Source organism: Dokdonella immobilis (genome assembly GCF_900115085.1).
In the GTDB taxonomy this organism is placed as follows: domain Bacteria; phylum Pseudomonadota; class Gammaproteobacteria; order Xanthomonadales; family Rhodanobacteraceae; genus Dokdonella; species Dokdonella immobilis.
In genome coordinates this window covers 1-23,881 of the sequence record NZ_FOVF01000038.1, presented here as the reverse complement: position 1 = coordinate 23,881, position 23,881 = coordinate 1, and the positions used below count along the sequence as shown (strand labels likewise).

At 66.2% G+C, this 23,881-nt stretch carries 20 protein-coding genes; 10 read left to right on the top strand and 10 right to left on the bottom strand.

Annotation, left to right across the window (positions count from 1 at the left end; all coding sequences use genetic code 11):
* Nucleotides 1-49: 49 nt before the first annotated feature.
* From BM125_RS17740 to BM125_RS17725, 4 genes are all read right to left on the bottom strand, one after another.
* On the bottom strand, nucleotides 50-361 hold the full coding sequence (locus BM125_RS17740) for a hypothetical protein (RefSeq protein ID WP_139225101.1): 312 nt from the start codon (nucleotides 359-361) through the stop codon (nucleotides 50-52).
* 293 nt (nucleotides 362-654) lie between these two features.
* Nucleotides 655-3,654 (bottom strand): bifunctional diguanylate cyclase/phosphodiesterase, encoded by a 3,000-nt coding sequence (locus BM125_RS17735; protein WP_175498179.1) that lies wholly within the window; start codon nucleotides 3,652-3,654, stop codon nucleotides 655-657.
* Nucleotides 3,655-3,815: 161 nt separating this feature from the next.
* Nucleotides 3,816-5,207: an MBL fold metallo-hydrolase gene (locus BM125_RS17730; protein WP_092410468.1), complete on the bottom strand. Its 1,392-nt coding sequence runs from the start codon at nucleotides 5,205-5,207 to the stop codon at nucleotides 3,816-3,818.
* A gap of 118 nt (nucleotides 5,208-5,325) precedes the next feature.
* On the bottom strand, nucleotides 5,326-7,839 hold the full coding sequence (locus tag BM125_RS17725) for a cation-translocating P-type ATPase (RefSeq protein ID WP_092410500.1): 2,514 nt from the start codon (nucleotides 7,837-7,839) through the stop codon (nucleotides 5,326-5,328).
* Nucleotides 7,840-8,053: 214 nt separating this feature from the next.
* Between BM125_RS17725 and BM125_RS17720 the strand changes: the two genes are divergently transcribed.
* The 5 genes from BM125_RS17720 (at nucleotide 8,054) to BM125_RS17700 (ending at nucleotide 11,738) form a co-directional block, all read left to right on the top strand.
* The gene (locus BM125_RS17720) at nucleotides 8,054-8,551 is read left to right on the top strand and encodes a DnrO protein (RefSeq protein ID WP_245778975.1); all 498 of its coding nucleotides are present in this window, start codon (nucleotides 8,054-8,056) and stop codon (nucleotides 8,549-8,551) included.
* A gap of 5 nt (nucleotides 8,552-8,556) precedes the next feature.
* Nucleotides 8,557-8,838, top strand: coding sequence for a hypothetical protein (locus tag BM125_RS17715; RefSeq protein WP_092410466.1), 282 nt, complete (start codon nucleotides 8,557-8,559; stop codon nucleotides 8,836-8,838).
* 114 nt (nucleotides 8,839-8,952) lie between these two features.
* Complete coding sequence (locus tag BM125_RS17710; RefSeq protein WP_092410464.1) at nucleotides 8,953-9,735, top strand: lytic transglycosylase domain-containing protein; 783 nt, start codon at nucleotides 8,953-8,955, stop codon at nucleotides 9,733-9,735.
* A gap of 207 nt (nucleotides 9,736-9,942) precedes the next feature.
* Nucleotides 9,943-10,788 (top strand): sulfite exporter TauE/SafE family protein, encoded by an 846-nt coding sequence (locus tag BM125_RS17705; RefSeq protein ID WP_092410462.1) that lies wholly within the window; start codon nucleotides 9,943-9,945, stop codon nucleotides 10,786-10,788.
* Nucleotides 10,789-11,105: 317 nt separating this feature from the next.
* A complete protein-coding gene (locus tag BM125_RS17700) occupies nucleotides 11,106-11,738 on the top strand; it encodes a DUF1294 domain-containing protein (protein ID WP_092410460.1) in 633 nt (210 codons plus the stop codon).
* 18 nt (nucleotides 11,739-11,756) lie between these two features.
* Here the strand turns inward: BM125_RS17700 and BM125_RS17695 are convergent, their stop codons facing one another.
* The 6 genes from BM125_RS17695 to nirK form a co-directional block, all read right to left on the bottom strand.
* A complete protein-coding gene (locus tag BM125_RS17695) occupies nucleotides 11,757-12,854 on the bottom strand; it encodes a PLP-dependent cysteine synthase family protein (protein WP_092410458.1) in 1,098 nt (365 codons plus the stop codon).
* A gap of 5 nt (nucleotides 12,855-12,859) precedes the next feature.
* The gene (locus BM125_RS17690; protein ID WP_092410456.1) at nucleotides 12,860-15,163 is read right to left on the bottom strand and encodes a nitric-oxide reductase large subunit; all 2,304 of its coding nucleotides are present in this window, start codon (nucleotides 15,161-15,163) and stop codon (nucleotides 12,860-12,862) included.
* Nucleotides 15,164-15,460: 297 nt separating this feature from the next.
* On the bottom strand, nucleotides 15,461-16,219 hold the full coding sequence (locus BM125_RS17685; protein WP_092410496.1) for a helix-turn-helix domain-containing protein: 759 nt from the start codon (nucleotides 16,217-16,219) through the stop codon (nucleotides 15,461-15,463).
* Nucleotides 16,220-16,545: 326 nt separating this feature from the next.
* Complete coding sequence (locus BM125_RS17675; protein WP_092410452.1) at nucleotides 16,546-17,145, bottom strand: SCO family protein; 600 nt, start codon at nucleotides 17,143-17,145, stop codon at nucleotides 16,546-16,548.
* The gene (locus BM125_RS17670; RefSeq protein ID WP_092410450.1) at nucleotides 17,142-17,960 is read right to left on the bottom strand and encodes a formylglycine-generating enzyme family protein; all 819 of its coding nucleotides are present in this window, start codon (nucleotides 17,958-17,960) and stop codon (nucleotides 17,142-17,144) included. The genes BM125_RS17675 and BM125_RS17670 overlap by 4 nt, the downstream gene beginning before the upstream one ends.
* 1 nt (nucleotide 17,961) lies before the next feature.
* Entirely contained in the window at nucleotides 17,962-19,464 is a 1,503-nt protein-coding gene (nirK, locus tag BM125_RS17665; RefSeq protein WP_092410448.1) for a copper-containing nitrite reductase, read from the bottom strand.
* Nucleotides 19,465-19,669: 205 nt separating this feature from the next.
* On the opposite strand from nirK, the gene ccoN reads away from it, so the two are divergent.
* Genes ccoN through BM125_RS17640 form a run of 5 tightly spaced genes read left to right on the top strand, consistent with a single transcriptional unit; the run spans nucleotide 19,670 to nucleotide 23,197 of the window.
* Nucleotides 19,670-21,094 carry a cytochrome-c oxidase, cbb3-type subunit I gene (ccoN, locus tag BM125_RS17660; RefSeq protein ID WP_092410446.1) on the top strand — a complete coding sequence of 475 codons (1,425 nt, stop codon included), beginning with the start codon at nucleotides 19,670-19,672 and terminating at the stop codon, nucleotides 21,092-21,094.
* Between the two features lie 12 nt (nucleotides 21,095-21,106).
* Nucleotides 21,107-21,733, top strand: a complete 627-nt coding sequence (gene ccoO / locus BM125_RS17655; protein WP_092410444.1) for a cytochrome-c oxidase, cbb3-type subunit II — start codon at nucleotides 21,107-21,109, stop codon at nucleotides 21,731-21,733.
* A complete protein-coding gene (locus BM125_RS17650; protein ID WP_092410442.1) occupies nucleotides 21,730-21,882 on the top strand; it encodes a cbb3-type cytochrome oxidase subunit 3 in 153 nt (50 codons plus the stop codon). Before ccoO ends, BM125_RS17650 begins: the two co-directional genes overlap by 4 nt.
* Nucleotides 21,879-22,874, top strand: coding sequence for a cytochrome-c oxidase, cbb3-type subunit III (gene ccoP, locus BM125_RS17645; RefSeq protein ID WP_092410440.1), 996 nt, complete (start codon nucleotides 21,879-21,881; stop codon nucleotides 22,872-22,874). Before BM125_RS17650 ends, ccoP begins: the two co-directional genes overlap by 4 nt.
* A complete protein-coding gene (locus BM125_RS17640; protein WP_245778974.1) occupies nucleotides 22,871-23,197 on the top strand; it encodes a hypothetical protein in 327 nt (108 codons plus the stop codon). The genes ccoP and BM125_RS17640 overlap by 4 nt, the downstream gene beginning before the upstream one ends.
* The last annotated feature ends 684 nt before the right edge of the window (nucleotides 23,198-23,881 follow it).

Genomic DNA, 23,881 nt, shown 5'->3' with positions numbered 1-23,881 from the left:
GAAGACGAGTCGTGCCGACCGCGCGGGTCGGCACACGAATCCGTTTCACTCAGACGATCGGCGGACGAAGCTCCGCAAGCTGACGAATACCGTCAAAACCTCCCGGGCCGGACGCCGGAATGAGATGCGGCGGCACGACGAGGACGAATTCGCTCGCCACCGGCAATGCGGTCAGGTGGTGGGTGCCGCAATGGCCGCAGCTGCTCGCATGCACGGTCGCCAACGGCGAGGGGTCCGGTCCCGAATGATCATCCATCACGGCCATGCCGTGCGCGCCCCCGCTGGCGGACCCGATCAGCGCATAGTCGTGGGCCACACAGGACGCCGCCGAGGCCAGCTTCAGGGCGAACACGAGCAGCACGCATACGCCGAGCCTCGTCGAGGCACGCAGGCGAGCAAGCAAGGGCGATCGATGGCGGGATGCAGATGTCACTTGAACAGATTAGCGGGTGCCCGCTGTGTTACACAATTTCTGTTGGCGGTGTTCAGCTGGCGGCGGCCACCCGCTCGATCGCCAGCTTGCCGCCCTGCCTGTCAGGCCGCCGGCGATTGCTGTTCGCGGCCTCCATGGCCTCGGCGCGAGAATTCGGCCTCGCGCTTCAGACCGCCCGTCGCGCCGCGAGCGGGCCTGGCGTTGATATCGATCCGACCGCGCTATGCAGCCCGCGATTGATCCAGCGGCAGCCAATGCGCGGCCGGCCGCGGCCGCCCGTACAGGAACCCCTGGCCGTAACCGCAACCCATCGCCAGCAGGGCCTCGTGCTGGGCTTCGGTCTCGATGCCTTCGGCAAGCACCTCGATGTCGAGCGAGCCGGCCAGGGCGAGCACGGCGCCGATCACCGCCTCGCTGCGCCGCTTGTTGCGACCGCCGAGCGGTTCGATGAAGGAGCGGTCGATCTTGAGCATGCGCAGCGGAAAGCGGTGCACGTAGCCAAGCGAGCAGTAGCCTGTTCCAAAATCGTCGAGCGCGGTCGCGATCGACGCGTTGGCCAACTTCTGCAGCTGCTTCGCGACCGCTTCGGGATCACCGAGCAGGGTGCCCTCGGTGACCTCGATGCGCAGCCGGGACGGGTCGAGCTTCGCGCTCGCGGCCAGGCCGAGCAAGCGGCTGTCGAGATCGTTGCCCTGGAAATGCCGTGGCGAGACGTTGATCGTGATGTAGCCGCCGTCTCGGGTCAGCTCGACGCCGTTGGTGCAAGCGGCGCGGTACATCTGCCAGTCGATCGCGTCGACCAGCCCGCATTCCTCGGCGACCGCAAGAAACTGCGAAGGCTCGAGCACGCCGCGGGTCGGATGATTCCATCGCACGAGGGCCTCGTAGCCGACGCGCTGGCGGTCGGCCAGACGCACCAGCGGCTGGAAATATGGTTCGAACTGACCAACCTGCAAAGCCGCGCGCAGTTCGTTCTCGATGCCGAGCACGTCGCGCCGTCCGTCTTGCATCGATTCATCGAATTGCAGGAAGCGGCGGCGTCCGGCGCTTTTCGCGCCGTACAGCGCGATGTCGGCATCCTGCAGCATGGCATCGGTGGTCTGGTGGCGCGGTGCACTGATGGCGATTCCGATGCTGGCGTAGACGCGCAGCTCACGACCGGCGATCGTCATCGGCTCTTGCAACGCATCGAGGATCCGTTGCGCGATCTGGCTTGCGGCCGCGTCCTCCGTGACTTCCTCGAGCAGGACCGCGAATTCGTCTCCAGAGAGGCGTGCAACGGCATCGGGCTGGCGCAGCGAATGCTGAAGCCGCAACGAGACCTCCTTGAGCAACTCGTCGCCGGCCAGATGGCCAAGGCTGTCGTTGACCACCTTGAAGCGGTCGATATCGAGGTAGAGCAACGCAAAAGGCCGATCGGGATGGCGATGGAAGCGCGCGAGCGCGCGCTCGATGCGGTCGCGCATGTAGAGCCGGTTCGGCAGGCCGGTCAATGGATCGTGCATGATCTGGTGCTTCAGACGCGCCTCGACCTGCTCCCTCACCGCGATCTGTTCGCTCAGTTCGCGCGTGCGTGCCTCGACGCGCCGCTCGAGGTCGGCGTTGAGCCGACGCAGCTGTTCGGCGCTTTGGCGCCGTTTCAGGCTGCTCGCGATCTGATGGGCGACGAAAGTCAGCAACTCGGCGTCACGCGGCGTATACAGCATCTCCTTTGCATAACTCTGCAAGGCCACCACGCCGATCACCTCGTCGGCGTCGAACAGCGGCGCGCCGACCCAGCATACGGTCGGCGGACCGTCGCTGGCGACCTTGCCGATGGCCAGGGTGCGTTCGATTTCGCCGCGTTGCGTCAGCGCGACGAATTCGGGCTCGTCGACGACGCAGGCACTGCGGCTGCGCATGACGTATTCACTGAGGCCGCGGCCCAGCGGGCGCGGCGGCTGGTCGGGCGCATGCAGGTCGGCGTAGTAGGGAAACGAAAGTTGCGCGCCGTCATCGGTTATCAGGCCGATGTAGAAATTCTCCGCATACAACAGTTCACCGACGGCGGCGTGGATGTCGCGGTAGAAGCGATCGCTGCCCTCGTCGCTGTTGGCCAGGGCAGCGATCCGGTACAAGGTGGCCTGCAGGTGCTCGGCGCGCTCCAGCCCGTAGACCTTGTCGCGCAGGCTCGCGTTCGCCTCGGCCAGTTGCTGGGTGCGCTCGCGCACGCGCCGCTCGAGTTCGGCCAGGCTCTGCTTGCGCTCGAGCGCGGTCAGGACGTGTTCGGCGACGAAACCGAGCAGGGCCTTGTCGGCCTCGCGGTAGCGCACGCCCTCGACATAGGTCTGCACGACCAGCGCGCCATGCACCTCGCCGTCGCGCATCATCGGCACACCGAGCCAGTCGAGGCTGTCGGCCCCGCCGATCTGCAGTGGTCCGCGAACCTGTCGGCGAAGCTCCTCGGTAGTTCCCATCAACGCCTTGCCGTCACGCACGAGGTAGCCGGTCAGGCGCCGTTCGAACTCGGCCATCGGAAAGTCGCGATCGACGGCCGGCGCCTCGGTGTCGACCGAATCGACGTAGTAGATGAAGCGCAGGCTGTCGCGCTCGCGGTCGTGCAGGACGATGTAGAAGTTTTCCGCATACATCAGCTCGGCGATGATCGCGTGCAGACCGCGCAGCATGTCCGGCATGGCCTGCTCGGATCCGGACAGATCGGCGATCGCGAACAGCGCACGCTGCAGTTGCTCGGCCTGGTTGGCGCGTCGCGCGGTCTCGTGCAGGCGCTGGATGGCCAGGCACTCGGCCATGCGGATGCCGACCGCGTCGAGCACTGCGCGCGGCGTTGCGCCAAGTGCGACCGCGGTCGGATCGTGCAGCACGGCCAGGCTCGACGTGCCATCGTCGAAGAGCACGCACAGGCACGGATCGATGCTGATTCCACGACGCGCGCCCTCGATCGCCGCGGCAATTCGCGCAGCCTGCACCGGACCGACCGCGTCGCCCGCTTCCGAGCGCAGGGCGCCTGGCCCTTCCAGCGACCAGAACACCTGCGCGTTGGCGCGAAACAGGTCCGGGCGGTAGGCGAACAACACGGCGCTCACCTCGTCGGGCGTCTGCGCACGCAGCAGGAACGAAGCCAGCGCACCGGCCGGCGGTGCCGCGGATCTTTCCTGCCATTCACTGCCGGGCGCGGCGTCGACGGCACCGGATCCCTGGTCGAATTGGATCATTCCCATCATTTGCTCCGTTGATCGCGCGCGGAAACAGGCCGCGTGCCGATTCCGGTTTGCAGGTTCCGCGCCACGACCGCGACGGGCAATGCGCAGCCGCTCACAGTTTCGTATTCATGTTCACGGCTGTCGTCGCGGATGGCGTCGACGCCGACGTCGGGCTGACCTCAGTCGATCTTGATCGGCTCGTTCATGCCCGGAAGCTGGCAGTCGAAACCGCGCGCGAGGAGCGCATCCTGGAGCGCGCGCATGCCGCGTTCATATTCACCATGAACGAGATACACGCGGCGTCGCGGCGCGACGCCGAGCCAGGCCAGCAGGGCTGGCTGGTCGGCGTGCGCCGAAAAGCCGTTGATCGTCCAGACCTGTGCACGCACCGGAATGTCCTCGTTGAAGATGCGCACGCGGCTGGCGCCGTCGATGATGCGGCGGGCCAGGGTGCCTTCGGCGGCATAGCCGACGAAGACCACGCTGCTGCGCTCGCGCCACAGGTTGTGACGCAGGTGGTGGCGCACGCGTCCGCCGTTGCACATGCCCGAGCCGGCCAGGATCACCGCACCGCCCTCGATGCTGTTGATCGCCATCGACTCGCTGGTCTCGCGGGTGAAGTGCAGGCCCGGCATGTCGAACGGATCGCCGTGTTCGAGTTCCTCGAGAAAACCGAGATCGAAGCACTCGGGATGTCGGCGGAAGATTTCCGTGGCCGAAATCGCCATCGGCGAATCGAGGAACACGCGCATATGCTTGGGAAGCGCGCCGGTGCGGATACCGAAATGCAGGTAGTAGAGGATTTCCTGGGTGCGCTCGAGGGCGAAGGTCGGGATGATCACGTTGCCGTGACGGGCCGCGGTCTCGCGGATCGCCTCGTACAGCTCGATGACCGAGTCCGGCACCGAGCGGTGCGGGCGGTCGCCGTAGGTGCTCTCCATGAACACGTAATCGGCCGCAGGCGCCGGCATCGGATCGCGCACGATCGGCCGGTTCGGGTTGCCGAGGTCGCCGGAAAACAGCAGGCGCCGCTGCACGTGGCCGTCATCCACATCGAGCAGCACCGAGGCCGAACCGAGGATATGGCCGGCATCGAGGAAGCGGGCCCGGATGCCGTCGGTAATCGCCACTGTATCGCCATAGCTGACGTCCGCGGCGAGGAAATCGAGGGTGTGCAGGGCATCGGCGATCGTGTAGAGCGGCGGCATCGCTGCTTCGCCATTGCGCGGCTTTTCCCGGGCCCGGCGCGCGTCCTCTTCCTGCAATCCGGCTGCGTCGAGCAGGACCACGCGGGCCAGCTCGCGGGTCGCCGCGGTCGTGAAGATGCGGCCACGGAAGCCGCGCTTGACGAGCAGCGGCAGGCGCCCGCAATGATCGAGATGGGCGTGGGTCAGCAGCACCGCATCGATGCTGGCCGGATCGAACTCGAACGGCTCGGCGTTGCTGCGTTCGGTTTCGCGGCTGCCCTGGAACAGGCCGCAATCGACCAGCACGCGGCGCTCATTGCAGGTGATCAGGTGGCAGGAACCGGTGACCTGCTTGGCGGCGCCGTGGCAACTGTAGACGATCATCGGATCTCCCGGGCAAGGCGGTCAGGGCGGTGCACGACCATCGCGATCGACCACGAACAAGGACGGATCCTCGGGTCCGCAGGGTAGCGCATCGCACTTCGCGGGCGACCGGTTTGCACTAGGCCGGCGCCCGAATCGACAGACGAAGGCCTTCCAGCCAGAGGAAGGTGAGCGCAAGCATGCCAGAGAGGCCCGCCATTGCGGTAAGGCCGGGCGTGGCCAGGCCCATGATCGAGCGAAAGTACGGGATGCCGATTGCCAGCAGCAGCATCAGCACATTCGCCGCAAGCATGCGCGGCAGCCAGCGGTTGCGTCCCGCATGCGAAGCGATCAGGGCGTGTGCCGGATCACGGTTGGCCAGGATCAGCACGAACAGGCCAGCCACCAGCGCGGCAAATACCGCGGTCCGGCCTTGTTCGGCATCGACGCTGGACAGCAGCAGGCCGCCGAAGCCGAGCAGCAGCACGCCGGCAAATCCGGAGCCCTGGATGACGGCGACGACGAGATTTCGCCAGGCGAACGGCGAGGCGCCGAGGTCGCGCGGCGGCCGCTGCATGATGTCAGCGCTCTCCGGCTCGGCCTCGAACAGGATCGAACAGGCTGGATCGATCAGCAGTTCGAGCAGGACGATGTGCACCGGCATCAGCAGCACCGGCCAATGCAGCAGCGGCGGAATCAGGGTCAGGATGATGATCGGTACGTGCACCGCGAACACGAAGCGGGTCGCCTTGGTGATGTTGTCGTAGATGCGACGGCCCTGGCGGATCGCGGCGACGATGCTGGCGAAGCTGTCGTCGAGCAGGACCAGGGCCGCGGCTTCGCGGGCGACGTCGGTACCGCGCTCGCCCATGGCGATGCCGACATCGGCCGCCTTCAGGGCCGGCGCATCGTTGACGCCGTCGCCGGTCATCGCGACCACCTCGCCGTTCCGACGCAACAACTGGACGAGCCGCAGCTTCTGTTCGGGCTGCATGCGTGCGCACAGATCGACATGGCGCAGGCGTTCGCCGAGGGTATCGTCATCGAGGGCGTCGATCTCGGCACCGGTCAAGACTTCGGGTCGATCGCTCAAGCCCACCTGCTGCGCGATCGCGCGCGCCGTGGCCGGATGGTCGCCGGTCAGCATGAGGATACGGATGCCCGCGGTGCGGCACTCGGCGATCGCGGCCGGCACGTCGGCGCGCGGCGGGTCGACGAAGCCGAGCAGGCCGAGAAATTCGAAGCTGAAATCGTGCTGGCTGCGCGGTCGGACCTGGCCGGTCCAGCGCCCGCGCGCAACGCCGAGCACGCGCAAGCCGCGCGCCGCCATCGCCTCGACCTGGCCGAGGATGGCCCGGGCCGCCTCGTCGGGCAGATGGCAAAGGTCGATCACCGCCTCGGGCGCGCCCTTGGTCGCGAGCAGATGGCGGTCCGGAGCGCCCGCCGGGAACACGCGCGTCATCGCGAGGATTTCGGGCGACAGGCCGTATTCGAATTCGGCCGACCACTCTTCGTGCACGTGCTCGGTACCTTGGAGCCAGCGCTGGCCGAAGGTCTGGATCGCCTTCTCCATCGGATCGAATGGATCGATCGGCGTCGCCAGCATCGCGAATTCGACCAGGGCGTGGAAGTCTTCCGGGAGTTCGGCAGCGCCAGCGTCGTCAAAGCGCTGTCCGCTCAGTTGCAACTCGGCCACCTGCATGTGGTTTCGGGTCAGGGTGCCGGTCTTGTCGACAGCCAGCACCGAGATCGCACCGAGGGCCTCGACCGCCGGCACGCGCCGGGTCAGGACCTTGCGCTGGGCGATGCGCCAGGCGCCGAGGGCGAGGAACACGGTCAGGATGACCGGAATTTCCTCGGGCAGGATCGCCATGGTCAGGGCGATGCTGGCAAGCAGGCTGTCGATCAGGGCGTGGTCATCCCACCACCAGTTGAGCAGGAAATACAGCGAGGCCAGGCTCAGCCCGGCGACGGTCAGATTGCGGATCAGTCGACGCGAGGCATCCTGCAGACCGGAACGTGGTTCCACGGTCCGCGCCAGGGCTTCGCCGATCCGGCCGACCGCGGTGGCGCCGGCCGTTGCGGTGACTTCGGCGATGCCGATTCCGCGCGTGACCAGGGTGCTGGCGAACAGCGCACCGCCCTCGGCACCGGGCAGCTTGGCGACCGGCACCGCTTCGCCGGTCAATAGTGACTCATTGGCATCGAGCTGGCCCTCGCGCAGGACCGCATCGGCGGCGATGCGGTCGCCTTCGTGCAGCACGAGCAGGTCGCCGAGGACGACCTCGCGTCCGGCGATGCGGACCTCTTCGCCGTCGCGCAGGACCAGCGCACGCGGCGCCGACAGATCGCGCAGTGACTCGAGCGCGCGCTGGGTCTTGCGCTCCTGGACCAGGGTGATGGCGATGACGGCGAATACCGCCGAAAGCAGGAAGATCGCCTCGGCGGTGTCGCCGAGGGCGAGATAGAGGCCGCCGGCAACCAGCAGCATCAGGAACATCGGCTCGGTGACCACCCCGCGCACGATCCGCAGGAACGATTTCGGCTCGGTGCCCGGCAGACTGTTCGGACCGTCCGCGGCCAGGCGGCGTGCCGCCTCGTCACGGCTGAGGCCGCGTAGTTCACCCGCGGCAGGCGCCTTGAGCGGCGTCATCGGCTGCCGACCCCGCCATCGGGCAACCCGATACGATGCTGCATGCAGGGATCGAAGTGCCTCGGGATCGGCAGTGGGCAGCGAAGTCGGCGCATGGTTCAGCATCGCACAGGTCAAACAAGGAGTGGTTTGACCTGGATCAGGGCGCGAGTCCATGGCCTTTCCGATCATGCAAGGCATGAACCCGGCACAACAGATTTCCGCGGAGAGAGATATGAAGGTTTCGATGAACCTGCCGATTTCGGTATTCGCCCTGCTCGTCGCCCTGAAGGCCGGCGCGGTCCTGCCTGCCCATGCGCAGCACACCCACCACGAACCGGCGCGCGATACCCGCGGGAGCAGCGCACCCACGCAGCGGTTTGCCACCGACGCACCGCTGCGCGAAGGCATGGTGCGCATCCACACGGCGCTGGACACACTGCGTCACTATGAAATGGGCCACATGCCCCAGCCGCTGGCGATCGAGCAGGTCGCGGACATCCAGTCCGCCATCGACACCCTGTTCGCGACCTGCAAGCTCGAGGCAGACGCCGACGCCGCCCTGCACGGCCTGCTGGTTCCGCTGATCGCCGCCGTGCAGGCGTTCAAGCAGAATCCCGCGGACATCGGCACGATCGCCGCGATGCGCCAGGCCGTCGCCGACTATCCGCGCCTGTTCGACGATTCGCCCTCGCGCTACGCGGCGGGCACCGATTCCGATCCGTCGCACTGAGGCACATGGACGACCCGATTCCGGCCTGGCAATGCATCGGCTGCGGTCGCATCGAAGCGCCGCAGACCTGCATCGGCGTCTGCCAGGATCGCAAGGTGTTCCTCGTCCCGTTGCAGGACCACCAGGAAGCGCTCGGCCAGATCCAGCAGATGCTCGGCCAGATCGACGCCATGCAGCGCGTGCTCGCGCGGATCGCGCACACGACGCCGCGAGCGGGACAGTGGGAGGCCTCGTACCGGACGATCCAGGCCGAGGCGAAAGCGCTGCTGGCAAGCCTGCCGGACTGAAATCCGGCGCCGCCGACGCCGACCCTCGCAGCGCGTCCGCCTCACCGGAAATCCAGTGCTCCCTGCTACCATCCCGGGCGACCCATCGCATCCCGGTTGCTTGGACCGACGCCCATGCTGCGCCCTGTGCTGCTGCTGATGATCGTGCTCGGCGCCACTGCGGCACCGGCCGAGGCGCGCACGGTTTGGCGCTGCCTGCGCGACGGCACGGTCAGTCTGTCGACCGCGCCGGAACCCGGGTCGAAGTGCAGCGCGCAAGTCCTCGATGACGATGCCGCGCTGGTGCCGAACCTGTGGGGCAGCCTCGGCGTGTTCCATGGCACGCTCTATCGTCGCGAACAGGATGGCCAGGTCGTCTACGGCACGCGCAAATTGCCGGGCGCGGTCGAGCTGCAGGCCTTCACGGTCACGACTCCGGCCCACTCGCCCGCGCATGCCGGTCTCGGCAAGGTCGGCAAACCGCGACTCGATATCTTTCGCCGCGAATTCAAGGCCGCTGCACGCAGGACCGGTATCGACGAAGCCTGGCTGCGCGCGATCGCCCATGCCGAAAGCTATTTCGTTGCCGATGCCGTTTCCGACAAGGGTGCGATCGGCGTGATGCAGCTGATGCCCGACGTGATCGCCGACTACGACGTCGATGACCCGGCCTCGGCGGCGCAATCGATCCTCGCCGGGGCCCGCCACCTCAAGGCATTGGAGTCCCGCTATGGCGGCGACCGCATCCTCGCCGCGGCGGCGTACAACGCCGGCATCGGTACGGTCACGCAATACGGCGGCGTGCCGCCGTTCGCCGAGACGCGCGAATACGTAGCCAAGGTCAGGGCGCTGTACGCACGCTATCGAAAGGCGATGGGACTTGAGACGCGCACGCTCGAACTCCTGCCGGCGCGGTAGGGAGGGTCTGAAAAGGCAGCGCAACCGTCACGACGCCTGCCTGCGGCCGAGGCGTCATATCGCGAACGCCTATTTGCTTATCGGTTTCATGCATGCAGCGGCCATGGCTTGCAGCGGTGGCTTGCAGTTACGATCCGGGTTCCCTCCTTCAGCCGACCATCGGTCGTGCCGACAGGCAGGGCGCCCCTGAACGAAACCCGACGTCCCATGGATCACGCCTACCGCAACAAGAGCGTCGCCTGGATCGTCCTCGTGCTCGTGCTGTTCACGACTTCGATCGCCGTGCACGACCACATCGACCCGCTCGACGCACTCGTGATCTTCGCCCTGTGTTTCGTATGCGAGCTGGTCGACAGCGGCCTCGGCATGGGCTACGGCACGATCCTCGCGCCGACTCTGCTGCTGCTCGGCTACGACGCCCACGATATCGTGCCGACCGTGCTGCTGTCCGAGCTGCTGAGCGGGTTCACCGCCGCGTTCTTCCACAACGCCATCCACAATGTCGAACTCGGCCTGCACGGTCGCGACCTGTGGCCGGCCGCGATCCTTGCCGCCGGCAGCGTCGCCGGTGTCAGCGCCGGCGTCGTGCTCGCGCTGAACCTGCCGAAGGGCTCGCTCAACATCGGCGTCGGCATCGTCATCCTCGCCTCGGGCTTCTTCGTGCTGCTGCACTCGCGCCGGCAGATCGCCTACCGGCGCTGGAAGATGGTCGTGCTCGCGATCGTCGCCTCGTTCAACAAGGCCGTCAGCGGCGGCGGCTACGGCCCCCTCGTGACCAGCGGACAGGTCCTCAGCGGCGTCAGCGGCAAGGCCTCGGTCGGCATCACCTCATTCGCCGAAGCCTTCACCTGCCTGCTCGCCGTGACCCTGTTCCTGGCCCAGGGCGAACACCTCAACCTCGTCCTGTTCATCCCGATGTGCGCCGGCGCCCTGCTCTCGGTGCCGTTCTCGGTGTTCGTCATCAGCGTCACGCGCGAGGATCGCCTGCGTCTCGTCATCGGTAGCGTGACGATGCTGATGGGTGCGCTGACGCTGCTCAAGGTTGCGACCTGAGGCCGCGCCGCTCGACGCATTCCATAGGGCGCGCCCGATTTGACGCGCTCCGCCGGCAGCGCATTTCCTGATCGGTTGCGCCGTTGCCGCGGCCGTCGGCACCGCTGACAACGCCACGGTCGCGCAATGCCGTGGCGTCCCCCGGAGGCCGCGCTCGCTCAAACTGCTGGCCGACCAGCAGGCCCGGGCCGCTATCGCATCGGGTAACTTCCCGCCCGGGCACAGTGCGCAGGATTCGAGCCGTGGCGTGTTGCGTATTGTCCGGCCGGCGAAGAAAATCGGCCCTCGTGGGCAGCGGCTTCAGGATCGGGGAGTGCATGCGCTACGTCGGCCCCATCAGTGAATGGAATGATGAAAAGGGTTACGGCTTCGTCGTACCCAACGGCGGCGGCGAGCGCGCGTTCGTCCATATCAAGGCGTTCGAGAGGCGCGGCCGACGACCATTGGATGGCGACCTTGTTTCCTATGTCCCGACCCCGGACGATCGACGGCGCCTGAACGCCACGGGCATTCGCTTCGTTTCGCGGCAGGTGCAACCAGTGGCTGCAGGCAGGCCCTGGTTTCCGCGCCGATGGCTCGGCCTGCTGGCGCTCACCGCCTTGGCGGCAGCGGCCTATTTCGGGCGACTGCCGCTGCAGGTCACGATGGTCTACCTGGGCATGAGCCTGATCGCATTCCTCGCCTATGGCCTCGACAAGTCGGCGGCGCGGACCAATCGTTGGCGCACCAAGGAAACAACGCTGCAGTTGCTTGCATTGCTGGGCGGCTGGCCCGGTGCACTGATTGCGCAGGGCCAGTTTCGGCACAAGACCCGCAAGGCCGAGTTTCAGATCACCTTCTGGCTGGTCGTCGCGGGCAACCTCGGCGTGCTGGCCTGGCTGGTCGAGAGTGGGCGCATGGATCGGATTGGCGAATACTTTCGGATTGGCGAGTACTTCATGCGGCTCTGAGGTCGGGTGGTGCGCCGTTCAAGCGCCGGGCAGCGTCCACTCGCCGCTTTCAAGCGTCCGTTGCAGGGCGGCGCGCCACGGCGGCATGTCGATACCGTGCTGGCCGAGCCAATCGAGATCGAACAAGGTTTCCGCGTAGCGGTCGCCGCGGTCGCAGAGAAGGGTGACGATGCTGCCGCCTTCGCCGCGCGTGCGCATCGTGGCGGCGAGTTCGAGACTGGCGACCAGGTTGGTGCCGGAGGACCCCCCGTAGCGCCGACCGAGCAGCGATTCGAGTAGCCAGGACGCGGCGATCGAGGCGGCGTCGTCCACTTCGCAGACGCGGTCGACGATGTCGAACAGGAAGCCTGGTTCGACGCGCGGGCGACCGATGCCTTCGATCAGGGTGGGTTGCGTCGCGCACGCGGACCGATCGCGCCTGCGCCAGCCTTCGGCGAAGGCGCCGCCGCGCGGTTCGGCAACGCACAGGCGCGTGGGCAGGCGCCGGTAGCGCAGGTAGCGACCGATCGTGGCCGAGGTGCCACCGGTGCCGGCGCCGCAGACGATCCAGGCTGGCTCGGGATGCGACTCGCGGCGCATCTGGCCGATGATCGATTCGGCGATGTTGTTGTTGCCGCGCCAGTCGGTGGCGCGTTCGGCGAGGCCGAACTGGTCGAGGTGGCAGGCGCCAGCCTCGCCGTGTTCGCGGGCGCGCGCATGCACCTGGGCCGGATCGTCGACCAGGTCGCAGGTGCCGCCAAGTGCCTGCACATCACGGATCTTCGCCGGCGAGGTACAGGCCGGCATGACCGCGGTGAACGAGAGGCCGAGCAGGCGCGCGAACCAGGCTTCGGAGATGGCCGTACTGCCGGAGGAGGCATCGACGACGGCCTGGCCTTCGCACAGGCGTCCATTGCACAGCGCATAGAGGTAGAGCGAGCGCGCCAGCCGATGCTTGAGGCTGCCGGTCGCATGCGCGGCTTCATCCTTGAAGTAGAAGTCGATGCCGGGAAAGCCGTCGAAGGTCAGATGGAGCAGATGGGTATCGGCCGACCGTGCCGTTTCGCGCTCCAGGCGGGCGATTGCCTCATGAGTCCACACGCGGGCGCCTTCCGTGGTTTCCGCGCGTGGACGCATGGCGATCAATCCTCCCTGGGCGCCATGGCAGCATGAACGGGCAGCGCGCCGCCGCTGGCGTGCGGTTCGGCCAGACGGCGCGGCTTGATCCACAGGCGCGCGACGAACCAGGTGAACAGGAGCATGCCGATGGCGAAGATCGTGTCGCCCGGCACGCGCATCCAGATCAGCAGGTGGACGATCGGCTGGGTCATGAACTCGGCCGAGCGCGCGTACCAGTAGCCGTTCTCGAGCACCGCCGAGAGTTGCAGCACGCCGAGCGGCAGCAGTGTCAGCAGGGCCATCAGCGACAGGCCGATGTTGAGCGCCCAGAACGATCCGCGCAGCCAGCCTTCGTTCCAGTGCACGTCGGGCTTCATGCCGCGCAGGCAGAACAGCATCAGGCCGAGGCCGAGCATGCCGTACACGCCGAACAGCGCGGTGTGGCCGTGCAGCGGGGTCAGGTTCAGCCCCTGCATGTAGTAGAGCGCAAGCGGCGTGTTGATCAGGAACCCGAACAGGCCGGCGCCAACCAGGTTCCAGAACGAGACGGCGAGGAAGAACATGATCGGCCAGCGGTAACGCGCCATCCATGGCGTCGCGCGTCCGTGCGACCAGGTCTCGTAGGCCTCCATTCCGATCAATGCCAGCGGCACGACCTCGAGCGCCGAGAACGAGGCGCCGAGTGCGATCACGCCGACCGTGGTGCCCGCGAAGTAGAGGTGATGGAAGGTGCCGAGCACGCCGCCGGCCATGAACACGATGGTCGCGAACAGCACGTTGATCGTGGCTGTCTTGCCGCGCACGAGGCCTAGCTTGACGAACAGGAAGCTGATCACGGCCACGGCGAAGACCTCGAAGAAGCCCTCGACCCACAGGTGCACGACCCACCAGCGCCAGTACTCGACCATCGATATGTGCGTGTGTTCGCTCCACATCAGGCCTGCGCCGTAGAACAGGGCGATGGCGACGGTCGAGAGGAACAGCAGGCCGACGATCGAGGACATCTCGTCCTTGCGCCGAAGCGCCGGCCACAGGGCGCGACCGACCAGGCCGAGCCAGAGCAGCAGGCCGACGAACAGGAACAGTTGCCAGAAGCGGCCCAGATCCACGTATTCCCAGCCCTGGTGGCCGAACCAGAAATTGTTGGCCAGGCCGAGCTTCTGCATGACCGCGAACCACTGTCCGGCGAATGCGCCGACGACGATGATCAGCAGGCAGGTCCAGAGGACGTTGACGCCGAGGCGCTGGAACTTCGGCTCATGCCCGGATACGGCCGGGGCGATGTAGAGGCCGGTCGCCAGCCAGGCCGTTGCGATCCAGAGCACGGCCAGCTCGGTGTGCCAGGAGCGGGTCAGCGAATAGGGCAGGATCTGCGAGATGTCGAAGCCGTAGAACTGCTGGCCTTCGACCTGGTAGTGCGCAGTGATCGCGCCGAGCAGGACCTGCACGAGGACCAGGGCCAGCACGACCCAGAAGTACTTCGCGGTCGCGCGCATCGACGGCGTCACCGTGATCCCGGCCAGCGGATCCTTCGCCGGTGGGGCCAGGTGCGGTTCCTTGCTGTGCCAGACCGCGTAGTGCCAGGCGAGCAGGCCGATGCCGGCGATCATGAACAGCACGCTGAATACGGTCCACATGAACGAACCCGGTGTCGGCGAGTTGCCGACCAGCGGTTCATAGGGCCAGTTGCTGGTGTAGCTGATCGTGCCGCCGGGGCGATCGGTCGCCGCCGCCCAGCTGGTCCAGAAGAAGAAGCCGGCGAGTTCTTGGCGATGCTTCAGGTCCGGCACCGTGTCGTTGCGCATCGCGTAGCCTTCGCGCAGCGTCTGCGTGGCCGGATCGTTGCTGAACAGGCTGACGTAGTGGGCGGCGACGTTGGAGATGGCCAGTGCGCGATCGTTGGACACGGTGATCGTGTCGGTCTTTGCGTCGAAGCTGTTGCCGCGCATCTCGGCCTGCAGGCGCGCCTTCAGCGAAGCCTTTTCCGGTTCACCGAGATCCTTGTAGGCGGCGGCGTAGTCGCGACGCGCCCACATGTCGAGCAGTTCGGTCGATTCCCGGTGCAACCAGTCGGCGCTCCAGTCCGGGGCGACGAGGGCGCCGTGGCCCCAGACCGAACCGAGCTGCTGGCCGCCGAAGGACTGCCAGACCTGGCGGCCCTCCTCGAGCTCGGCGCGCGTGAACAGGACCTGGCCCGAAGTCGCCACGACGCGCTCGGGCAACGGCGGAGCGAGGCGGTGGATCTCGCGACCCATCCAGAGCAATACCGCAAAGGTGGTGCCGAGCAGCAGCCCCAGTGCGATCCATAGACGACGTGTGGTGGACATGACGCTTCCCATCGAGGACGTTGCCGCATTCTCGACAGACGCTGCTCTGCCGGCCCTGATCTGGGTCAAGCCGGCCCGCGATACCTCCGAAAGGCACGCTGCTCGTGGACTCCCCTGTAGGAAGCGGCTTCAGCCGCGATGTTTTGCCCCAAAGACCCGAGAGACATCAGCGTCCTCGAAAACGTCTCGGAAAGCATCGCGGCTGAAGCCGCTTCCTACAACGGGGAGGAAACACATGCATCGGAGCGGAAGCGCGTGGAGAACCATCGAAGTCCGCGCGGAGCGGACGATGCACTCTCAGGGATGCAGGATGCAGCGCGCGGTCTGGCGCAACTCGTCGGGCTGCAGCAATTCGATGTCGCGCTCCTCGACGCGGATCAGGGACTGGTCCTGGAACCGTCGCAGGACCCGGCTGACCGTCTCGGCGGCCAGGCGCAGATGGTTGGCGATATCGCCGCGCGACATGCTCAGGCGGAATCGCGTCGGCGAAAAACCGCGCGCCGCGAAACGATCGGCGAGCAGGATCAGGAAGGCCGCCATGCGCTCGCTGGCGTTGTAGTCGCCGGCCAGCAAGGCGGCCTTGCCGATATCGGCGCTGAGCAGGCGAAACAGCTGCTGCTGGATGCCCGGCATGCGCGTGGCCAGGGTGGCCAGCGCAGGAAACGAGAACCGGCACAGGTAGACCGTGTCGAGCGCGATCGCATCGCAGGGGTAGCGCGCCGGATGGATCGCATTCAGTCCGATCATCTCGCCCGGCAGGTGGAAGCCGAGGACCTGCTCCCGACCCTCTTCATCGACCAGCGAGGTCTTCACGGTGCCGGCGCGCACGGCGAAGATCGATTCGAAGCGATCGCCGTTGCGGAACACCGGATCGCCGGCGTGGAAAGGGCCCACGTGCTCGACCAGGCAATGCAGCTCCAGCAGGGCCGGCTTGTCGTAGCCACCCGGCAGGCACACTTCGCCAAAGGCGCAGGTCGAGCAGAAATGCACGGCATCGCCGTCACCGTTGCCGGGATCAGGCGGAGCAAACCGGCCTATCGTCCTGATGCTGCTCATCACCACCTTCCGCATCACGTCGGAATGACGTGCCTGGGCGCTCGTGTGCCGGACTGCCGCGGTCACTCAAGCCAGGGGATCATACGCAGGATGGCGATATTCGTGAACTTCGTGACGCACGGGTTGGCTGCGCGCATTACGGGACCAGGATGGCACTTCTGATTCGCCAGTTCCTGCATGGTGCTGCGCAGGCCCACCCTCACCCGCCTGTCGTCAGCCTCTCCGGCCAGCGGTAGAGCTGCTTCACGCTGCGACATCAGCTCGCGTTGGTCGATGCAGGGCGGCCCGGAACACCGGTTTGGCGGGGCTGCCGCACCGAGCGCGACTCAGTGCGCCTTGCTGTCCCCGAGAACTCGCCGGACGGCATCGACGAAGGCCGGGTCGGTCTTGCCCATGATCTCGCTGCGGGCGACGATCCGACCCTCCGCATCGAGCAGGATCAGCACGCTGGTGTGGTTGAAATCGCCACCGTCGATTTGGCGATACTGGATGCCGAGGACCGCCGCCAGCTTGCGCACATCGGCGGCATCGGCATGGGCCAGGGTCCAGCGCGAGGTATCGACCTTGCGCTTGTCGGCAAGCGCCCGGAGCGCCGCCGGATCATCGCGCTCGGCGTCGAAACTGACCATCAACACCGCCAGCTTCGCCCGCTGCGCCTCGCCCAGTTCGCGTTCGGTCATGCGCGCGGTATCGATGATCAGCGGACACATGTACGGGCACGAGGCGTAGAACATCGTTATCAGGCGCGGCTGGCCGCGCAGGCTGGCGAAGTCGATGGCCTTGCCGTCCTGGTCGCGCAACGGCAGGTGCAACTGGTAGACGGAGTCGCCCGGCAGGTCGCTTGCCGGCGCAGAAAGGGCCGGACCCGGATTCGCGAGCAGGACCAGGAGCACGAACAGGCCGAGCCAGGGCGCGGGTCGGATCATGGCGATTTCTCCTCGTTCGGACGCACGCAGCGGAAGCCGAGGTTACCGGTCACGTCGGCGCCCTTGAGCGAAGACAGCATGGCGATGCGCATGAGCACGGCGTAGTTGTCGCGATCCTGCATCGACAAGGCCCCGGCCCCACAGAACTTGAGCAGATCCGGATCGCCCTGGTTGCGGTTGTCGGCACTGACGAACAGCGCATTGAAATCGTCGACCCATTCCCAGACCAGGCCGTGCAGGTCGCGCACGCCGTAGGCATTGGCATCGCCGCCGATCTCCGCAAGGTCGCCGCCGGAGGTGCGCTCGTACCAGCCGAGGATGCGGTTGCGCCAGGCCGGGTCCGAACGCGCATCGCGGCGTGTCGCGTCGGCGGCAGCGACGTACTCCCACTCGTGCCAGGTCGGCAGGCGTGCCTGTTCGGACTCGCAGTAAGCCTCGGCCGCGAACCAGCTGACCTTGACCACGGGCTGGCGGGCCTGCCCGGGGCCGATCGAATCGGCTGTCGGCCAGTGATCGAGGTAGCGCGATTCGGCGAATACGCGTGGCACCTGGTCCCGCCGCCACTGCGGATGGGTGGAAACGAAGGCGAGGAATTCGGCATTGCTGACCGGTTCGCTGCGCATGGCCAGTGCCGGAACGTTGACATCGAGCGGCGTTTCGGCGGTCGGCAATACCGACGCATAGGCTCCGCCCGGCACGTCGATGTAGTCGGCCGCCAGGGCCGGCATCGACGGCAGGGCGACAAACAGGGTTGCGGCCAGCCACTTCCCGTGGCGGCCGGCCGAACCCTTCACGCTGGAGCCCTTTCGATCCATCTCAGTGTGCCGCGCCCTCGGCACGCGGGGTCTCGCCCCGTACCTTGGCCACCTGTTCGGTACTCACCTGGCCCAACTGGTTACCCCAGCTGTTGAACACATAGGTCAGGATATTGGCGATCTCGTCGTTGTTGAGCTGGCTCATCGGCGGCATCACCGAGTCGTATTCCTTGCCATTGACCGTGATCTTTCCGGTCAAGCCATTCAGCACGTACTTGATGGCGGCCTCGGGATCCTTGGCGAGGAAATCCGACTTGGCCAGCGGCGGGAACACACCCGGAATGCCAAGCCCGGAATCCTGATGACAGACCGAGCAGGTGCCCGTGAAATGGGCCTTGCCGGCAGCGATCTGCTGTTCCAGGGTGAGCGTTCCGCTGATGGCGGCCTCGCGCGCGGTGGAGACCGGCGTCAGACTGGCCGCCTTGTCGCCGAGGTAGACCGAATCGACTTCCTTGCCCGAGTAGATCGCCTTGTTCTCCTCGCCATCGACCTTGAGGATGGCCAGGGCGCCCTTGTTGAAGGCGCGGAAGATCGAATGGTCGACCAACACGTAGCTACCCGGCACTTCGACGTGGAAGTCGGCCATCATCGCGCCGCCGGCAGGGATCAACGTGGTCTGCACGTTTTCCTGATAGTGGGTGCCGCCTTCGTACCAGACCTTGTCGAAGATCTCGCCGATCACGTGGAAGCTCGAAACGAGGTTCGGGCCGCCGTTGCCGACGAACAGGCGCACGGTCTCGCCGGTCTTGGCGCGCAGGGCCTTGTCGTTGATCAGCGCGCCTTCCGAACCGTTGAACAGCACGTAGGTCGGGTTCTCGTCGATCGCTTTTTGCATGTCGAAGGGCTGCAGGCCCTTTTCGCGGTACTTGCCGACCGTGTAGAAGTCGCCCTGCATCACGTAGTACTCGTGATCGACCTTTGGCAAGCCCTCGGGCGGCTCGACCAGGATCAGGCCGTACATGCCGTTGGCGATGTGCATGCCGACCGGGGCGGTCGCGCAGTGGTAGACGAACAGGCCGTGGTTGAGCGCCTTGAAGGTGAACTGGGATTCGTGCCCCGGCGCGGTGAAGCTCGAGGCGGCCCCGCCGCCCGGCCCGGTCACGCCGTGCAGGTCGATGTTGTGCGGCATCTTCGAATCCGGATGGTTCTTCAGGTGGAACTCGACCGTGTCGCCCTGGCGCACGCGGATGAAGCTGCCCGGCACGGTGCCGCCGAAGGTCCAGAACGTGTAGCGCACGCCTTCGGAGATCTCGAGCTCGAGTTCACGCACCTCGAGTTCGACGATGACCTTGGCCGGTGCGGTGCGGCCCGTGGCCGGCGGCACCTGCGGCGGGCTCGTCAGCACCGCGTGCACGGGCTCGCCCTGTGGCGGCCCGAAATCACCCCGGGCCGAGCCGCCGGTATCGGCGACCGCCTCGGCTCTCGCCGGAGGCGCCTCGGTGGTGGGCGAGCACGCGGCGACGAGCAGTGCGGCCAACAGCATCGGATACAGTGAATGCCTCATTTTTCATCCCCTTGCGGATGGTGGTTACCTTGTATACCAGTTTGGCGGCGCCCAAACCATTCCGCCCTGACCTGGGTCAAGCGCCGCGTGATCCTGGCTCCCGCCTGTGGCAAGCTGCCGCGGCATGGCAACCACTTGATCGACGTCAACGGGCCGTGTCCGCGGCTCACGCAGAATCCGCCATGCCAGAAACTATGGGGATGGTATGCAGACCGTGGAAACCTACAACGACAAAGTCGTCCGCCAATTCACCATTGCCACCGTGGTGTGGGGGGTGGTCGGCATGCTGGTCGGGCTGTTCATCGCCGCCCAGCTGGCCTGGCCGGCGCTGAACTTCGATATCGCCTGGCTCAGCTACGGCCGCCTGCGGCCCCTGCACACGAATGCGGTGATCTTCGCCTTCGGCGGCAGCGGCCTGTTCGCGACCTCGTATTACGTGGTCCAGCGCACCTCCCACGTCCGCCTGTTCTCGGACCGGCTCGCGGCATTCACGTTCTGGGGGTGGCAGGCGGTCATCGTGGCCGCTGCGGTCACCCTGCCCATGGGCCTGACCCAGAGCCATGAATACGCCGAGCTGATCTGGCCGATCGATATCCTCATCACCCTGGTCTGGGTGGCTTATGCGGTGGTCTTCTTCGGCACCATCGCCAAGCGCCGCGTGCGGCACATCTTCGTCGCCAACTGGTTCTTCGGCGCCTACATCCTGACCATCGCGGTCCTGCACATCTTCAACAACCTGCAGGTGCCGGTGTCCTGGACCGAGTCCTATCCCGTCTACTCGGGTGCGGTCGACGCGATGGTGCAGTGGTGGTACGGACACAACGCGGTCGGCTTCTTCCTGACCGCCGGCTTCCTCGGCATCATGTACTACTACGTACCCAAGCAGGCGCAGCGCCCGATCTATTCGTACCGCCTCTCGGTCGTGCATTTCTGGGCCCTGATCTCGATCTACATGTGGGCCGGTCCGCACCACCTGCACTACACGGCGTTGCCGGACTGGGCGCAATCGCTCGGCATGGTGTTTTCGCTGATTTTGCTGGCGCCGAGCTGGGGCGGCATGATCAACGGCATGATGACCCTGTCGGGCGCGTGGCATAAGCTGCGCACCGATCCGATCCTCAAGTTCATGATCGTTTCGTTGTCGTTCTACGGCATGTCGACCTTCGAAGGTCCGATGATGTCGATCAAGACCGTCAACGCCCTCTCGCATTACACCGACTGGACCATCGGCCACGTACATTCGGGCGCGCTCGGCTGGGTCGCCTTCATCACCATCGGTGCGGTCTACAGCATGCTGCCGAAACTGTTCGGACGCGAGCGCATGCACTCGGTCAAGGCCATCGATGCGCACTTCTGGATCGCCACGATCGGCATCGTCCTCTACATCACCGCGATGTGGATCGCCGGGGTCATGCAGGGCCTGATGTGGCGAGCGACCAACCCGGACGGCACCCTGACCTACACCTTCATCGAGTCGGTGCGTCAGACCTACCCGTACTACGTGACCCGCTTCGTCGGCGGACTGATGTTCCTCAGCGGCATGCTGATCATGGTCTGGAACGTCTGGAAGACCTGCCTGCCCGCCCGCGACCTGCCGGTCGCGCGCATCCCCGCACCGGCCCACGCCTGAGGAGTCGCTTCGATGAAACACGAAACCATCGAAAAGAACGTCGGCCTGATGGCGATCCTGATCGTGATCGTGATCGCCGTTGGCGGCCTGGTCGAGATCATTCCGCTGATGTTCCAGGCGCAGACCGTGCAGGCCGCACCGGGCGTGAAGCCGTATCCGCCATTGCAGCTGGCCGGACGCGACATCTTCATCCGCGAAGGCTGCGTCGGCTGCCACTCGCAGATGGTGCGCACGCTGGCCTCCGAAGTGCAGCGCTACGGCCCGTACTCGGTCGCCGGCGAATCGGTCTACGACCGGCCGTTCCTGTGGGGGTCCAAGCGCACCGGTCCGGACCTGGCCCGCGTCGGCGGGCGCTATTCCGACGACTGGCATCGCGTCCATCTGATCAATCCACGCAACGTCGTGCCCGAATCGAACATGCCCGGCTACCCGTGGCTGACCGAGAGCCTGGTCGATCCGGCCGTGGTCGAGAAGAAGATGCGCACGCTGGCGTGGATGGGCCACCCCTACACCGAGGCGGACTTCGCCAGCGTCAAGGATGCGGTCGTCGGCAAGACCGAACTCGATGCCGTGATCGCCTTCCTGCAGGGGCGCGTCGCTCCCGCTGCCGAGCCGGCAAAGGAGGACAAGTCGCCATGATTTCCGGAATCTTCACCGCGATCCTGCTGCTGGCCTTCCTCGGCCTGTGGGCCTGGGCCTGGAGCCGCCGCCGCCAGCATGACTTCAATGAAGCGGCCAACCTTCCGCTCGAGGATTCCTCGGCACCGATGCAGGAGCGAGACGCATGAACGGCGCATGGAGCGGGTACGTGATCGTACTGACCGCGATCAACATCATCGGCCTGATCTGGCTGCTGCTGGCCACGGCCTCCTCGAAGCCGATCAACGACAAGCCGGTCGGCGAGTCGATGGGACACGTCTGGGACGAGGACCTGCAGGAACTCAACAATCCGCTGCCGCGCTGGTGGCTCGGCCTGTTCGTTCTTACTTTCATCTTCGCCCTGGGCTATCTGGCAATCTACCCGGGACTCGGCAATATCGCAGGCACGCTGGGCTGGACTTCGCAGAAGCAGGTCCAGAGCGAACTCGACGCGAGCCATGCCAAGCTCGAATCACTGTATGCCGGATTCCGCGGCAAGCCGCTTGCCGTCCTGGCGGAGGATCCGGCCGCGATCAAGGTTGGACGCAACGTGTTCGCCAACAACTGTGCAGCCTGCCATGGCTCCGACGCGCGCGGCGCGAAGGGCTATCCGAACCTCGTCGACGGCGACTGGCTGTATGGCGGCGACCCGGACACCGTGCTCGCCAGCATCATGAACGGCCGCCATGGCCTGATGCCGCCGATGGGCGCGACCTTGCCCGGCGAAGGCGTCGACGAGGTCGCCAACTACGCGCTGAGCCTGTCCGGACTTGCCCATGACAATCGCCTGGCAACGGCCGGCAAGAGCAAGTTCGAGACGATCTGCGCGGCCTGCCACGGCGTTGCCGGCACGGGTAACCAGGCACTCGGGGCCCCCAACCTGACCGACGACATCTGGCTGCACGGTGATCCCAACCTCGAAGGCATCAGGAAGAAGATCCTGTATGGCGCGGCGGGCGTGATGCCGGCCTGGGGACCGATCCTCGGTGAAGACCGCGCCCGCCTCGCCGCCGCCTGGGTGCTCTCGCAGGGCAAGGCTGCCGCGGAATCGGAACACGAGGATGATGAGGAAAGTGACGGGGAGCATAAGGATAAAGATAAGGATAAGGATAAGGATAAGGATAAGGAGTCGCACGAATGAGCACCTATCACCCGCCGCCGGGCGCACTGCGCCCGCACGAGGACAATCCCCACGATTCGATGGTGCGACGCATCGGCGCCGTGGTCTGGCCCTCGTTCTTCGCGGCGGGTGTGGCGACGATCATGTTCTTCGCCATCGTCGATCCGGTCGACCTCGCCGCGATCACCTGGCGCCACGTCGAGATTTCGCGCATGACCGGCTACTCGATCGGCTTCTTCATGTTCTGGGCGTGCACGCTGTCGGCGTGCCTGTTCACGGCCATGCTGGTGGCGCCGCCGTTGCCTGAGCGCAAGGTCGACAAGGGTCGAAATGGGAAGGGCTGATCTCGCCGATGTGGCCATCGGGATGGATGTTCACTCGCCGCCAGCGGGCGTGGCCTCTCGGACTCACCGCAGGAGCGTCTTCAGGCGCGATGCTCTTTCCGCACGATTCGAACTACTACGCCGTCGTCCCTGCGCAGGCAGGGACCCAGTGCTTGGGCCTTTCCGCTTGTTCGTGCATCGCTGCGCGGCGCATTCTTGGAGTAAGAGCAAAGCTTTCACTCGCCTGCGGCGAGCGAGTTACTTTTCTTTGCTTGCTCAAAGAAAAAGTAACCAAAAGAAAGAGCACCCCAAAGCGGCGGTCTCCGGACTCCTGTCCTGCGACTTCGCGGCCGGGCTACGGGGGTTCGCTGACAGCACCTCCGTGTGCTGGCAGCGAACTGGGCGCGATCCCTCGCGCCCACCCTGCGGGCCTTTCCTTCGCCCGGCCGCCACCGCTTACGGGGCCCGGGTAGCGCGCATCCTGCGCGCCAGAGCGAAGAGCAAACGCGACAGCCAAAGCCAAAGCCCCTCATCCGCCTGCGGCACCTTCTCCCGCAAGGCGGGAGAAGGAAGATCAGGAGCCGCGGCGGCGGCCCAGTTGCATGCTTGCGGGGATCTGCTTGGTCTTGGCTGCGCAGGATGCGCAGTGAATGGGGCCCCTATGCAGTGGCGCAGCGGCGGAGAAAAGGCCCGCAGGGTGGCTCG

What these genes read in the sequence shown, in the direction of transcription:
- BM125_RS17730 (WP_092410468.1), bottom strand. Translation starts at nt 5,207, where the DNA reads ATGATCGTCTACAGTTGCCACGGCGCCGCCAAGCAGGTCACCGGTTCC.
- BM125_RS17735 (WP_175498179.1), bottom strand. Translation starts at nt 3,654, where the DNA reads ATGGGAATGATCCAATTCGACCAGGGATCCGGTGCCGTCGACGCCGCG.
- BM125_RS17700 (WP_092410460.1), top strand. Translation starts at nt 11,106, where the DNA reads ATGCGCTACGTCGGCCCCATCAGTGAATGGAATGATGAAAAGGGTTAC.
- BM125_RS17715 (WP_092410466.1), top strand. Translation starts at nt 8,557, where the DNA reads ATGGACGACCCGATTCCGGCCTGGCAATGCATCGGCTGCGGTCGCATC.
- nirK (WP_092410448.1), bottom strand. Translation starts at nt 19,464, where the DNA reads ATGAGGCATTCACTGTATCCGATGCTGTTGGCCGCACTGCTCGTCGCC.
- ccoN (WP_092410446.1), top strand. Translation starts at nt 19,670, where the DNA reads ATGCAGACCGTGGAAACCTACAACGACAAAGTCGTCCGCCAATTCACC.
- BM125_RS17685 (WP_092410496.1), bottom strand. Translation starts at nt 16,219, where the DNA reads ATGAGCAGCATCAGGACGATAGGCCGGTTTGCTCCGCCTGATCCCGGC.
- BM125_RS17725 (WP_092410500.1), bottom strand. Translation starts at nt 7,839, where the DNA reads ATGACGCCGCTCAAGGCGCCTGCCGCGGGTGAACTACGCGGCCTCAGC.
- BM125_RS17670 (WP_092410450.1), bottom strand. Translation starts at nt 17,960, where the DNA reads ATGGATCGAAAGGGCTCCAGCGTGAAGGGTTCGGCCGGCCGCCACGGG.
- BM125_RS17705 (WP_092410462.1), top strand. Translation starts at nt 9,943, where the DNA reads ATGGATCACGCCTACCGCAACAAGAGCGTCGCCTGGATCGTCCTCGTG.
- BM125_RS17720 (WP_245778975.1), top strand. Translation starts at nt 8,054, where the DNA reads ATGAAGGTTTCGATGAACCTGCCGATTTCGGTATTCGCCCTGCTCGTC.
- BM125_RS17640 (WP_245778974.1), top strand. Translation starts at nt 22,871, where the DNA reads ATGAGCACCTATCACCCGCCGCCGGGCGCACTGCGCCCGCACGAGGAC.
- BM125_RS17650 (WP_092410442.1), top strand. Translation starts at nt 21,730, where the DNA reads ATGATTTCCGGAATCTTCACCGCGATCCTGCTGCTGGCCTTCCTCGGC.
- ccoP (WP_092410440.1), top strand. Translation starts at nt 21,879, where the DNA reads ATGAACGGCGCATGGAGCGGGTACGTGATCGTACTGACCGCGATCAAC.
- BM125_RS17710 (WP_092410464.1), top strand. Translation starts at nt 8,953, where the DNA reads ATGCTGCGCCCTGTGCTGCTGCTGATGATCGTGCTCGGCGCCACTGCG.
- ccoO (WP_092410444.1), top strand. Translation starts at nt 21,107, where the DNA reads ATGAAACACGAAACCATCGAAAAGAACGTCGGCCTGATGGCGATCCTG.
- BM125_RS17675 (WP_092410452.1), bottom strand. Translation starts at nt 17,145, where the DNA reads ATGATCCGACCCGCGCCCTGGCTCGGCCTGTTCGTGCTCCTGGTCCTG.
- BM125_RS17695 (WP_092410458.1), bottom strand. Translation starts at nt 12,854, where the DNA reads ATGCGTCCACGCGCGGAAACCACGGAAGGCGCCCGCGTGTGGACTCAT.
- BM125_RS17690 (WP_092410456.1), bottom strand. Translation starts at nt 15,163, where the DNA reads ATGTCCACCACACGTCGTCTATGGATCGCACTGGGGCTGCTGCTCGGC.